This window comes from Bacteroides stercoris ATCC 43183, from assembly GCF_025147325.1.
Lineage (GTDB): Bacteria > Bacteroidota > Bacteroidia > Bacteroidales > Bacteroidaceae > Bacteroides > Bacteroides stercoris.
This window is the reverse complement of record NZ_CP102262.1, coordinates 2,059,950-2,073,134: the sequence shown is the minus strand read 5'-3', so window position 1 is coordinate 2,073,134 and position 13,185 is coordinate 2,059,950. Positions and strand designations below refer to the sequence as shown.

Annotated in this window: 14 protein-coding genes; 3 read left to right on the top strand and 11 right to left on the bottom strand. The window is 32.8% G+C overall.

Annotation, left to right across the window (positions count from 1 at the left end):
* Positions 1 to 8: 8 nt before the first annotated feature.
* Complete coding sequence (locus NQ565_RS08340) at positions 9 to 461, bottom strand: lipocalin-like domain-containing protein (protein WP_040315749.1); 453 nt, start codon at positions 459 to 461, stop codon at positions 9 to 11.
* Between the two features lie 201 nt (positions 462 to 662).
* Between NQ565_RS08340 and NQ565_RS08335 the strand changes: the two genes are divergently transcribed.
* Genes NQ565_RS08335 through NQ565_RS08325 form a run of 3 tightly spaced genes read left to right on the top strand, consistent with a single transcriptional unit; the run spans position 663 to position 1,531 of the window.
* A complete protein-coding gene (locus NQ565_RS08335; protein ID WP_005654976.1) occupies positions 663 to 872 on the top strand; it encodes a YtxH domain-containing protein in 210 nt (69 codons plus the stop codon).
* A gap of 29 nt (positions 873 to 901) precedes the next feature.
* The gene (locus NQ565_RS08330; protein ID WP_005654975.1) at positions 902 to 1,264 is read left to right on the top strand and encodes a phage holin family protein; all 363 of its coding nucleotides are present in this window, start codon (positions 902 to 904) and stop codon (positions 1,262 to 1,264) included.
* 6 nt (positions 1,265 to 1,270) lie between these two features.
* Positions 1,271 to 1,531: a hypothetical protein gene (locus tag NQ565_RS08325; RefSeq protein WP_005654973.1), complete on the top strand. Its 261-nt coding sequence runs from the start codon at positions 1,271 to 1,273 to the stop codon at positions 1,529 to 1,531.
* A gap of 38 nt (positions 1,532 to 1,569) precedes the next feature.
* Here the strand turns inward: NQ565_RS08325 and NQ565_RS08320 are convergent, their stop codons facing one another.
* From NQ565_RS08320 to NQ565_RS08275, 10 genes are all read right to left on the bottom strand, one after another.
* The gene (locus NQ565_RS08320) at positions 1,570 to 2,379 is read right to left on the bottom strand and encodes a glycosyltransferase family 2 protein (RefSeq protein WP_005654971.1); all 810 of its coding nucleotides are present in this window, start codon (positions 2,377 to 2,379) and stop codon (positions 1,570 to 1,572) included.
* 81 nt (positions 2,380 to 2,460) lie between these two features.
* Positions 2,461 to 3,774, bottom strand: a complete 1,314-nt coding sequence (locus tag NQ565_RS08315) for a UDP-glucose dehydrogenase family protein (protein ID WP_005654970.1) — start codon at positions 3,772 to 3,774, stop codon at positions 2,461 to 2,463.
* Between the two features lie 21 nt (positions 3,775 to 3,795).
* Entirely contained in the window at positions 3,796 to 4,848 is a 1,053-nt protein-coding gene (locus NQ565_RS08310) for an NAD-dependent epimerase (RefSeq protein WP_005654968.1), read from the bottom strand.
* A complete protein-coding gene (locus tag NQ565_RS08305; protein ID WP_005654966.1) occupies positions 4,845 to 5,840 on the bottom strand; it encodes a glycosyltransferase in 996 nt (331 codons plus the stop codon). The genes NQ565_RS08310 and NQ565_RS08305 overlap by 4 nt, the downstream gene beginning before the upstream one ends.
* Positions 5,841 to 5,846: 6 nt before the next feature.
* Positions 5,847 to 6,929 carry an EpsG family protein gene (locus tag NQ565_RS08300; protein WP_005654964.1) on the bottom strand — a complete coding sequence of 361 codons (1,083 nt, stop codon included), beginning with the start codon at positions 6,927 to 6,929 and terminating at the stop codon, positions 5,847 to 5,849.
* Positions 6,926 to 8,041 carry a glycosyltransferase gene (locus NQ565_RS08295; RefSeq protein ID WP_005654962.1) on the bottom strand — a complete coding sequence of 372 codons (1,116 nt, stop codon included), beginning with the start codon at positions 8,039 to 8,041 and terminating at the stop codon, positions 6,926 to 6,928. Before NQ565_RS08295 ends, NQ565_RS08300 begins: the two co-directional genes overlap by 4 nt.
* Positions 8,042 to 8,046: 5 nt before the next feature.
* Positions 8,047 to 8,562 carry an acyltransferase gene (locus NQ565_RS08290; protein WP_005654960.1) on the bottom strand — a complete coding sequence of 172 codons (516 nt, stop codon included), beginning with the start codon at positions 8,560 to 8,562 and terminating at the stop codon, positions 8,047 to 8,049.
* Complete coding sequence (locus NQ565_RS08285) at positions 8,559 to 9,479, bottom strand: glycosyltransferase family 8 protein (RefSeq protein ID WP_005654958.1); 921 nt, start codon at positions 9,477 to 9,479, stop codon at positions 8,559 to 8,561. The genes NQ565_RS08290 and NQ565_RS08285 overlap by 4 nt, the downstream gene beginning before the upstream one ends.
* Positions 9,448 to 11,490, bottom strand: a complete 2,043-nt coding sequence (locus NQ565_RS08280; RefSeq protein WP_005654956.1) for a glucosamine inositolphosphorylceramide transferase family protein — start codon at positions 11,488 to 11,490, stop codon at positions 9,448 to 9,450. The genes NQ565_RS08285 and NQ565_RS08280 overlap by 32 nt, the downstream gene beginning before the upstream one ends.
* Positions 11,491 to 11,510: 20 nt before the next feature.
* On the bottom strand, positions 11,511 to 13,034 hold the full coding sequence (locus tag NQ565_RS08275) for a lipopolysaccharide biosynthesis protein (RefSeq protein ID WP_040315746.1): 1,524 nt from the start codon (positions 13,032 to 13,034) through the stop codon (positions 11,511 to 11,513).
* Positions 13,035 to 13,185: the final 151 nt, after the last annotated feature.

The window sequence follows — 13,185 nt, the reverse complement described above, 5'->3', positions numbered from 1 at the left end:
AATAACACTCAATATTTACGGAAAACATATTTCGTTCCTTCATAGTCCAACCGCATCTTCTTGTTTGTCAATTCTTCAACCTTGAACGTTCTCTCGCCGCTATCTCCCCAACCAAAGAACTTCTTATAGCTATCCGAATTTACAAGTTCTTCATGAACAGACTCATTTCCTGAACTATTATCCGGCCACAAAGTTATAGAAATTTCATCATCTTTCAACTTATAATAACCATAAAAAGATTCATAGCTTCCACTTTCATTCATACAATGTGCCAGAAAACTACCTTTTTGAAAATCATAGAAGATACTGTCTACTTTCTGCACTTTACCATCGGGATACTGATATTCGCGCAACTGCCATTTTCCTACCCACTCGGAACCGCCGTCATTCATACAAGACGCCAGTCCCAGCGCTACACACATCAAAAGCAATAGTATTGTCCCGTTCAACAATCTTTTCATATATCTCTTTTTTGTTTAGGAAGCAAAAGTACTCCGAACCGCTTATCTTAGCCTCTCCTATGCCGTTAAATATAATTAAAATACATGTTTTATCTCTTTTTGAGGCATATATTTTCAAAAAACACGAATTAATGAACAATCATTCAAAATAAATTGTTAGCTTTGTCATATTAGACCTAATAAAAAGAAAGGAGTATTATTATGAAAGGATTAAATGTTTTAGCAGCTTTTTTGGGTGGTGCAGCGGTAGGTGCTGCCATCGGTATTTTGTTTGCCCCGGAAAAAGGAGAAGATACGCGTCACAAGATTGCGGAAATCCTTCGCAAGAAAGGTATCCGGTTGAACCGTAATGAAATGGAAAACCTCGTTGATGAAATTGCAGCAGAACTGAAAGGCGAAGCAAACGAATAAATCAAACCACATTTCAAAACAAAGCCACTATGTTTGCAGATGACAACAGTATTGAGAATATCCAGCAGCTATTTTTCGATTTCAAGAAATATCTGGAGCTACAAAAGAAATATACCCAACTGGAAGTAGCGGAGAAATTAACCATATTGCTCTCAACGCTTATACTTGTATTGTTGGTCGTCATCCTCGGCATGGTGGCTTTGTTTTATCTCTCCTTTACCCTGGCCTACATACTAGACCCCATAGTAGGCGGATTAATGGTAAGTTTTGCCATGATAAGCTGCTTCCATATTTTATTGATTGCGTTAATTGTTGCGTTCCGCAAAAAAATCATTATTAATCCAATGACCAAATTCATTGCCGGATTATTCATAGATAACAATAAAAACTAAAATATCATGGATATGAATGATACCGTCCAGACAGAGATTCTTACACTGGAAGACCTCCAACGACAAAAGGCCGAAGCATTAGAAGAATTACGTGCCCAAAAGCAGGTCATGAATGATACCGCCCGGAACTTATTTGCCCCGATAGCCCCTGCTGCAAATAAAGGAACGGCTATCATGCGTGCATTTAATACCGGTATGGCTGTATTCGACGGAGCCATGCTTGGAATAAAACTGATGAAAAAAGTCAGAAAAATATTCAGACGCTGAAAATCAACCAGGCTATAAAGGAATCATTCATGCAGTATCTATCTAATCAATTTCGTATATATAATTGCCCGCAAAGAATTAGGTATTAGCCTAATAGAGAAACGGACAAATAGGTTTTGCATGAATTGAGAAAAAGAAATAAAATGCATTTGTCTCATAATTTGCAGAAAATGCAATTCGTTTATCATATATTTCCATCCCCCTCTTCTTTTAAACATTTCCGGAGAAAAACGGAAATACAGCAAGCTTTCCTGAATATTATAAAACTTAGCTCCATTCATCAACATACGTATCCATAAATAGTAATCCTCAAATAAAGGGAAATGTTGGTATCCACCGGCAGCCAATACTGCGCTCTTTCGAAACATTACAACCGGATGATTTATAGGATTACGGCGTTTTGCAAATTGTCTAATATCATCAGGTAGCTCCGGTAACTTTCTTACAGACTTTACTTCCGAAATATCATCTTCAAATTCGTCAATCCAAGCTCCAACCACGTCTATATCCGAATACTTTTCAAAAATAGCCAATTGTTTCTCAAAACGATCCGGTTTAGCAATATCATCTGTATCCATTCGGGCAACAATGTCATAAGAACAATGTTTAAGACCTTCATTTAAGGCTTTTCCCAAGCCTTGATTGGTTACTAATGGAAAAACTTTCAAATTAGGATATTGCGATACATATAAATCAATGATGCCATCAAGTTCATTATTTAATGGACCATCCTTTACTAAAATAACCTCAACAGGAGACTGAGTTTGAGAAAAAATACTATCTAAACTTTTTACTAAATAATTAGGATTCTCTTTGTTGTAAACAGAAAGAAGTACAGACAAATTCATTAGATTAAAATAATAAAAAATAGTATTGTTCGTTTGCTATCATAGCAAGGGGATATAATACTTCCTTATTCATTGTAAAAGTTATTTTCCAATGCACATATAATCAAAGCCGATTTCTTTCATATCTTGTTCGTCATAAATATTACGTCCATCAATTAGAACAGCTTGGTTCATTGTTTTTTTTACAACTCCCCAACTGGGCATTCTGAATTGCTTCCATTCTGTGAGCAATAGCAATGCGTCTGCATTGAGAACTGCATCATACATATCTGTTGCGTATTCTACAGTATTACCGATTCTCCTTTTGCATTCGTTAATCGCAATAGGATCATAAACTTTTACTTTACAACCAGCTTCTATTAATTTTTGAATCATGACCAATGCCGTTGCTTCTCGCATATCATCTGTTTCAGGCTTGAAAGCCAAGCCCCAAATCGCAACTTTTTTACCTTTTAAATCATTCTGATAATATTCCAAAAGTTTTTTGTATAAAATACTTTTTTGAGTTTCGTTTACCTCTTCTACAGCTTTTAGGACTCTCATATCATATCCGTTCTTTTCAGCTGTTTTAATTAAAGCCTTTACATCTTTCGGGAAACAGGACCCTCCATATCCGCATCCAGGATAAAGAAATTTATTGCCTATGCGTGTATCTGCCCCAATACCTTTGCGTACCATGTTTACATCAGCTCCTACTAATTCACATAGATTAGCTATGTCATTCATAAAACTGATACGAGTAGCAAGCATGGAATTGGCTGCATATTTAATCATTTCTGCGGAAGGAATATCTGTAAAGATAACTCGGAAGTTATTTAACATCATCGGACGATATAGACGTGTCATCATCTCTTTGGCTTTCTCCGATTCTACTCCGATGACTACACGATCCGGACTCATAAAATCTTTAATGGCAGCTCCTTCCTTTAAAAATTCAGGATTACTCGCCACATCGAATGGAATAGATACCCCTCTTTTATCTAATTCGTCTTGAATTGCTTGTTTTATTTTTTTTGCAGTGCCTACTGGAACGGTGGATTTTGTTACTAAGACTAAATATTTATTCATGTTTCTACCTACAGTACGAGCTACTTCCAACACATATTTTAAATCAGCACTTCCATCTTCATCAGGGGGAGTACCTACAGCACTGAATACAATATCTACATCATTGAGACATGTTGTTATATCTGTGGTGAAATGTAATCTTCCTTCTTTATTATTTCTTAATACCATTTCGTCCAGTCCTGGCTCATAAATGGGAATATTTCCATTCAAAAGTGCTTGTATTTTTTCCTCATTGACATCTATACAAGTTACATTTACTCCCATCTCTGCAAAACAAGTTCCTGAAACAAGACCAACATATCCTGTTCCTACAATAGCTATATTCATAATTATAAAAGATTTTACGATTTAAATTTTATAAAAATTACGATACCAACTAATGGTTTCTTTGACCCCTTCATTTAAATCCTTATGTGGTTTAAAACCTAATTCATTTTCTAATCGCGAAGTGTCAGCATAAGTTTGATACACATCTCCCGGCTGCATGGGCAAATAGATTTTATCGGCTTCCTCTCCGATAGCGTTTTCGATAGCTTGAATAAAATCCATCAGTTTAACGGGTTGAGAATTACCGATATTGTATATTTTATAGGGAGCTGATGAAGAAGCTGGAGATGGAGATTCCGGATTCCATGTTGCGTCAGCTGTAGGAATATGAGTAATGACTTTTAAAACACCTTCTACAATGTCGTCAATATAAGTAAAATCACGTAGCATATCTCCATTATTGAAGACTTTAATGGGACGGTGATTTAAAATGGCATCTGCAAATAAGAAAGGTGACATATCAGGACGTCCCCATGGTCCATAAACGGTAAAGAAACGTAAACCGGTTGAAGGAATATTATATAGATGACTATATGCATGAGCCATAAGTTCATTTGATTTTTTTGAAGCGGCATATAAGCTTACCGGATGGGCAATGCTGTCATCTTCTGAAAATGGTACTTTCCCATTTAGTCCATACACGCTGCTTGAACTGGCATAAACAAAATGTCTTACTTTATTATGGCGGCAACCCTCTAAAACATTCAAGAAACCATCTACGTTGCTTTCTATATAAGCATAAGGGTTCTGTATTGAATAGCGTACTCCTGCTTGTGCGGCTAAATTACATACACACTCAAATCCCTCATTAGCAAAAAGCATTTGCATTGCTTGAGTATCTTCTAAATTCATTCGGATGAACCGGAAATTAGAAAAAGTCGTACTTGAGGTGAATTTATACCAACCTATATTCTCTTTTTCGATTCCCAATTCAGCCAAACGGCCATATTTAAGATTGATATCGTAATAGTCATTTATGTTATCCAAACCTATTACTTCGTTTCCATATGCCAATAAATGTTTGGAAACATAACTACCAATGAAACCAGCTGCACCTGTCACTAATATTTTCATGATATAATGTATTTAGATAGGAGATTTGCTATTTTTATTTTTTCTGCAATAGTCAGTAGCTTTGATAAGATGAATACTTTTAGCCTGAACTCTAATGGTCTGAAGTCCTTTCGTGCAATCTTTATAAAGATGGAGATGAAATTCTTAATTCTTTTCTGGAAGAAAGATTCTCTAAGATCGTTAAGAAGTGATATGGTTGATTGATATTTTTTTTTATCATTTAAGTCATAAATAAGTTCTGGTAAATTAGGATAGACTTTCAAATGCTTTTGTCTAAATTCCTTGAATTGTTTTTTTACTCTTAATGTATTTATATATTGTTCATAAGCATATTTTCTTGAAACAGAACGCAAACTAGTTTGCTGGATTCTAACGTAAAACAATTTTTCTTTTAAATTGTGAAAGTGGTATCCCAATGCATAGGCTCTTATCATGAAATCGTAATCCTCGCAATGGGTAAAGTTTCTGTATCTGCATTTTTTAAATAATTCACATTTCCCGAACCAAGTGGGATGAATTAAATTGATTGTGATATAGCGCAACATCATTTTTTGTGAAAAATCCGTTGATAGTTTATGGTATTCACCAATCAATTCTCCCTCTTCATTAATGACAAAAGCATCAGTTCCCAATAAGTCTATTTCAGGATGTAGATATAAATAATTTAATTGTTTTTCTAATCTGTCATGAGCTGAAATATCGTCTCCATCCATGCGAGCTATGAAACTACCGGTTGCAATATCAATACCTCTGTTTAGCGTATCCGGTAATCCTTTATTTTGTTCATTTATAACAGAAATAATCCGTTTGTCTTTTTGGGAATATTCGGTTAATAGGTTCTTTAGTATCTCATTGGTGGGATTATCCAATAATAGTATAATCTCTAACCTATCATAAGTTTGCTCTATGATAGAATCAATAGCTTTTCTGGCAAGATTTTCAGGTTCATTGTATAAAGGTAATAAAACAGAAATAAAATCTTTGTTTTTCATTTTACATTAAAATAAAATGGATTTGTATGGAATATATTCACTTGCATCATTTAGTATATTCAGTGATAGGTAGATTCCCCATGCACAAATAATGGTCAGTATTATGTATTTGTCTTTCAAGTTTACATGCTTTAACAAGAACGGCAATGCAATAAAGAGAGGATAAACTAAGGCTATTGTTCCTCTGGATGCAAAATCAGCCGACATGGTAATTAAGGCAAAATACATGCATGTCCCAATGAAATACAGATTGATACATAATCTCAGTATTTGCTCTTGGTGGTAAATATTGTATTTAAAAGCATAGTAAAACAACAGAAAAGACATTCCTGCACGTTCAATCATTCCCATTGAAAAACTGACAGCCATCGATTTATAACTTAAATATGCGGTTAATGCTTCAGATAAATAAAAATTTTGAGGAATAAGCTGTATAATTATTTCAGACAACATGGGAGATGCTATATAAAAAGCGAGCGCAATAGTTGAAAAACAGAAAATTGTCTTTTTATTAAAATCCCAATTAGCCATAAATATAGGAATAGCTAAAAGCAACATGGATTTATGGAAGAAAAAACCTACAATAGTTATCCATAAAAAAGCTAATATCACACGCTTTTTCTGCAAAAGTGGAATTAATCCCAAAAGAGTTACTATAATAGCAAAAGGTTGACGCATTTGTCCCATGACCTGAAGGTAAAAGGCATAAGCAAAAAACATGAAGAACGATAATAAAACATAGGGAGAATAGCGTTTAAATAAGGTAAAAGCTAACAATATAGTAACAAAACTAAATGTAACAAGAAAGAAATGAAAAGAGTTATATATTGTTTTACATAAACTGACGCTTATTTCGTAGCCTATTTCCATTGACTTGTCTGTCCATGTATATTGAAATATAGAAGGAACAACCTTAAAATGATCCAAATAAGAGTCAAAATCCAATCCTATTTGGCGAAATCCTGCAAATAAGGTCAGAATACATGTTGCGGTAACAATACAAAATGTAAGATATGTTTTATTGGAATGCTTGTCAACAGACCATACAGCTGTAAAAAGAGATAAACTTGTTATAACAAAATAAATCATATTGCTTTGTTACCTACTTGATAAAAAACAGATCTATATTTGGGTAAAATAACCGAAATGTCGTATCTTTTTTGGGTCATTAGTCTTATTTTCTCTGCATCAAAATTGGTTGATAAGAATTTTTCCAATCCGTTCTGGAAAGAGGTTTCTGATTCAAAGTTACATGAGATTCCATTTATACCTTCAATGATGATTTCATTTATACCACCAGGGCATTGGTTGCTAAAAATGGGGATTCCCAAGGCGTTGGCTTCTAACAAGACATTAGGGAAACCTTCATGTCTAGAGCTTAATATGATTCCATCGGATTCTTTTAATATACTATAGGGATTGCTTTGAAACCCCAAAAGCTGTACAGAACTTTCAAGATTTAATAGTTTAATCATCTCAGTTATTTTATTCAATAAAGCTCCTCCTCCTAAGATGTAGAGTCGGAAAGGAATCTTTGGATTTAGTTCTGCCATTCGTTTCAAAAGTATATCATATCCTTTCTGATGCTCCAATCTTCCGATAGCAACAAAATTTATTTTTCTTTCTTCTTTATTGAGCTTGTATTTAGATGCTTCTACACTCTTCGCAATGATTGCATTGATATTTATCGGATTGTTAATAAGATTGATCTTTTGTCGATTGATTTTCCATATGTTGATTAAATCATTCTTCATGTCAATAGATTGCGCTATGATACTGTCATATTGATTATAGAAAACCTTGTAAGATAACTTAATGAATGGGTTATGAAAATTATACTGCTGGCTTAATACATTAGTTTCTCTTACGATGAATCTTATTTTCCATAGTTTCATGAAAGGAATAAAAAAAGCAAGCATAATATTCAGTTTGTCCAATCCTACATAACATATGTTAGGACGTATAGAAATAATCTGTTTTATGATGGAGTATATTGAATAGCGTATTCTGTTTTTTATATTTAAGTTTATTACTTTTACGTTAGCAGAAACATAACTGAGATAAGTGTTTCCTTCCTTTTTTAGTAGCAACAAGATGATTTGTTTATTTTGGTCTTTTGCAAATTCATTAAGCAGATAGGATATGATTCGTTCTGCGCCTCCATTTCCTAAAGTCGTAGAAACAAATAATATTTTTTTCATTCGGATTACTTTTGTAAAAATAGTTGAGAATAATATTCTTTCTTTTGGGATGATGATAATTGTTTTGTTGGATATACGCTATGTTGAACTTTATCAAAATATTCATCAATACTTTTTAAAACTCTTGCCGGACTTCCTACGACTACTGAATTATCGGGTATGTTTTTTGTCACTACACTTCTTGCCCCAACAATTACATTGTTTCCTATATGTACCCCAGGTAGTATAATACACCCTTCCCCTATATATACGTTGTTTCCAATTTTGATTGGAGCTATTTTATCCCAATCAGGGTGTTGCTCTCTAAAAACCCATATTCCTCCATCATGAGTTTCAAAATGTGTACGTGTGGCAGAAACATGATTGCCTATTTCTACAAGGTAGGGTTCAGAACTAAATGTGCAATGTATCAGCCTGCATTGATTACCTATTTTGACACCTAAAAAACGTGCAGCTCTTGCTCCATCTACATGATAGAGATATTTATGTATAATCTTTCTGATAAATGTTTTGATGTTCATTGCTTATAATCTCCTCGAATGAAATTTCTTAATAATCGGAGAATTTTTTTTAATGTCCACGTTGGGTACTGTATTTTATAGGCTGTTTGGAAATGCATCTCTTCGCTGTAAAAAACAGACTTTTTATAGTATCTCCACCAATTATCGTATCGATAACAAAAGCCATTCCATGGCTTATTAGTTCCTTCATAATGTATGATACCTTCAGTAAAAGCTTCTTCTACTTCTTTTGGAGAAAAAACACTAAACAAACGTTTCGGGTTTGTGTAATATAATTCATAGCTTTTTTGAGTAAAGCAATATTTTAATGGGAGAAAAGTTAAACGGTTCTTACAGACTATATTTATAATATCTTGATCTTGAAATTGAAATTTTTTTGTCAAATATTCTTGGATTTTATTGAAAAGCTGTTTTTCTCGCTGGAGTTTCGCGTTTATTAATAAAAATCCAGAATTAATATAACCATGGATATTCAACCCTAATTGTATAATATAATCTTTTATACTTTCTGCACCTATCGCCTTAATACCACCAAAATAATTATCTTTTAAATCTGTATCTAAAACTTCTTGTAGTCCGGATTGAAAAATAACATCTACATCAGAATAAATAATTTTATCATATTGAGGTATTAAATCTGGAATAAGCAGTCTGAAATAAGCAGCTTTAGAAATATTGCGAATCTCGAAAGCATTATCAAATCTGTCGTCTATTTCTATAAAATTAATGTCAGCTTTGTATGCAAAAATTGTTTTATTTAACAGTTCTTTATCATGTTCTGTTATATCCGCTGCGCTTAGTATATAAATGTCATAATATTCCTTCTCATCAGAATTCATTAGTAGAGACAAAATACATACTCCAGCCTGCATAACATAATTATGGTCAATACTGAAAACGATAGGAATTTTTTTCATTTGATTTTTTTATGAACTTATTAATAGCCAATAACGATTTACTTATGAATGGCTTACGGAATTTTCTTCCATCGATTACGGCAAGATTATCATAGACATTGAAAGTATGCATTCCTTGATCATAAATTGTGTGTTGAGGATACATACGTTTTAGCTCCTTCATTTCAAAAGTTCCCTCTGTATAGGATATTTCATAAAACACCAATCCTTTTCCATATGCCCCATTGCAATCTTGTGCAGGTCGTATGATTTTACCATTTAACCTGAATAGGGAACCGGCATTTCTACCCGTATTGGAAGGAAATTCCATGGTTTGAATAGGATGATATTCTCCATCCCATTTTTCTGATTGATAAATGAATAGTTGATTCCCGTTTTGCACGGGGAGTTTGGTTGTAAATAAATGAAAACTGTTAAAGCAAGTTTCTAAAGAAGCATCAGTTAAAGGCTCATCATGTAATATTTTATGTGGTTTAAAGTTATTGTCTTTCTCGTCAAATTCATAAATAACCAAATGCCCTTCTGCTGAATTTTCGGGGTAAATATATATTTTATCATCTTTTCTAAATATTGCAGGAAAAGACAAATGGCTGTTTAACTCTAAAATTACATCTATCTTTTTTAACTCATAAGTTTGTTTGTCAATTGTCAGTTTAGAAATCCTTCCCCGGTGGATAGGATCATAGAATTCTTCAACAAGAACAATAATGTCATCGTTAGTAACTTTTAGGATAAATGGATCTGCAAACCATCGATTTTTATAGTTATGTTTCATCCAATGAATATCCCAAGTGGACTTATCTAAAAAGTCTTGATTAATATCAACAAAACCAATATTCCAAGATACATCTAAAGAATTTCGTTTGACTTTATTTAATGCTCGTTGCATATAGTATTTTAATTCATCATAAAAAGGTTCAGAGTCCTTTTTGTTGTATAGAAGATATGTGTGTGATTTTATAACATCTTTTATCCAATGAATAAAAGAAATTTTATGAGTGAGTACACTTTGAAAAAAGTCAATAAGTTCCGGAATTACTAGTATTTCTTTTTTCGCAACATATTTTCCCTCTTCTATTGAATTATCAGTCATACCTTTACACCATATGTAAGGAAGATTATAACCAGCTCCAGTTAAAGCATAAGCATTTCCATCGTTTCTGAAATTTATTTCCATAAAATAGTTACAACCATGTTTGGATTTTATAAACTCTACACTGAAAAGTCCTATGTATTTTGTTGCTCGAATAAATTCTTTAACTTTTGCTATTTCGATATTTTCTTGGCTATTGATAGGTCTAAATTTTAAGAATCCTGTATTTGAAACAGAAGAACTTCTTATTATCTGAGATACTCCAGGAATGATAATATGTTCTTCATTCTTGTTTTTTATGCGGCATCCTATAAATTGGAATTCGTAATCTTTGTCTATGTATTCTTGCACCTGAATAATTGGTGCGTGAACAACTTTTATTATTTGATTTAAATCTGAACTATTATAGCAAATATGGATATCAGTTTTTGATCCTTCTATGCTTAATAAAGGCTTAATGATACAAGGGTAGTGGAGATTATTGGGAATAGGATTCCTTTTACTGATAATCCATGTTTGAGGAGTTTTCAAATTATATTTCTCTGCCAATAGTCTCATCTTTTCCTTATCCATTAGTAAGGTGATGCGTCCTTCTTCCTCTGCATTGGGAAAGATAAAATGAGGGCTTAAGTTATTATAATTTTTGTCTATACATGAGGATGCTCCATCACTACAACAAATAATGATAGGTTTAGAATTTTCTTTCGTGTATTTTTCTATAAGAAGTTTTACACCCTCTTCTTCATTAGATACATAATAGGTTTGGCTTATGTATTTGCTTTGTGCAACAAAACTATGATTGGTTCCGTGTAAGATAAGTATTGGAGTTATCCCTGCTTCCCCTAAACTTCGAATTACTCCTAGTGTATTATGATGGTTACCACCAAAAACAATGATTTTATTAGGAATTATTTCCATAAAAAATATAATTTGCTTTTTTATTTCTTTAGAATAGTCTTTATCGCATTTTTTTCTTTCGAAGAAAATCCTATTAAAAAAGTTATTATGATAAATATTATAATTGAGAGGATAATTGGTAATAAAATAGAATATATGCAAGATGGTTTTGATTGCTGAAAATAGGCTTGAATACCATATAATGTAATACTTACACAAACGAAAGTCTTTAAGTAAGGTATTATCACTCGATAAAAATATTGTTTGATATTAAATTGACCTATTTTTTTTGCCCAAATAAGGATAACTATTAAGTTTAATAACTCAATTATTGCCATAATGTAAAATATGTTTTGTAGAGCTAGGTTACAGAACTTTAATGCACTATAAGAAATTGGTAAAGATAAACTCAAAATGATAAGTTCCGTTATCTGAAACAGCTTTAATTTTCCAATTATAAAAAAGAATGTGTTGATTGGTTCATGAAAAGACCTTATCATTAAATAGATTAATATCGCTTGAATGAATTCGGGTGCATATTGGGGAATTGTTCCCAGCCATATTTGTAAGATTTCATGAATATAAAAATACAGCGGAAATGCCATCATTAAGTAGAAAAAAACTATGATTTTAGAAGCTGTAAATAGGAGTGAGTAGAATTTTTGTTTTTCACCTTGTGCATATAACTGGGTTGCTTGGGGGTCTATAGCAATCATAATGTTACTGAGCATTGTTGTAATTGCATTTTTTACCTGATAAGCAATACTCCTTGCCGCATTGGCTATCACTCCTCCAAATAGATTCAATAATATATTAAGCCCTTCATTTACTAAAGCAAAGGCAAGATTTCCTGCGAAATTCCATCCTGCAAATACTCCCATTTCTTTAAAAGCCTTTTTGTCCCAGCAGATTCTATATTTACATTCTGGAAATTTCCTTTTGCAATAGACTGAACTTATAAAGCGTATGACTAAAGAAACAGCAACAATCAGTGCAGCATATAGTTTTAGCTTGTCTATGGCGAAGTAAGGAAGAATAAATATGACTCCTAATTTTAAACAGGCATCCAATATGGATACATAGGCATAAAAGGACATTTTTTCATGGGCAATTATCAGTGCGTCAAAAGGTATTGTTAAGATAGATATCATTGATGCTAAAACCGAAAAATGGAAAGCCCATTTTGCAGCATCCATTCGTTCTGGTGCAATAATGAGTTTATTTTCCAAAAACCATAAGCCAATTATTTCTGCGCAAATAAAGAACACTATACAAATAGTGACATTGATAATCAGACTTATATTGAATATTGTATTCAAGCCATTTGTATCATTCTTTCCCATTTCAAAATTAAGGAAGCGTTGTGTAGCTGTTGCAAATAGTCCTCTGAGCGATGAAAAGATGGCTACAATTCCTCCGACAATTCCATAAAGACCAAAGTCATTAATACCAAGTTCTTTAAGTAAGACTCGTGAGGTGTAGAATGCTACAAACATTAAAATTAGCATTCTGACATATAGAAATAAAGTATTAAAAGCTATTCGTTTTGTATGTAATGTTCCCATTCTTATTAAAAAGAACGTTAGTATCCAATTTTGGCATATCACATAAAGCAATCGCCTGAAAGCGATTCCCTATTAAAAAAGACAAAAATGAACTCCGATTTTTAAATATTGTTAGTGCTCATTCCAATGGTCATGGGAGCAGATTCTCAAC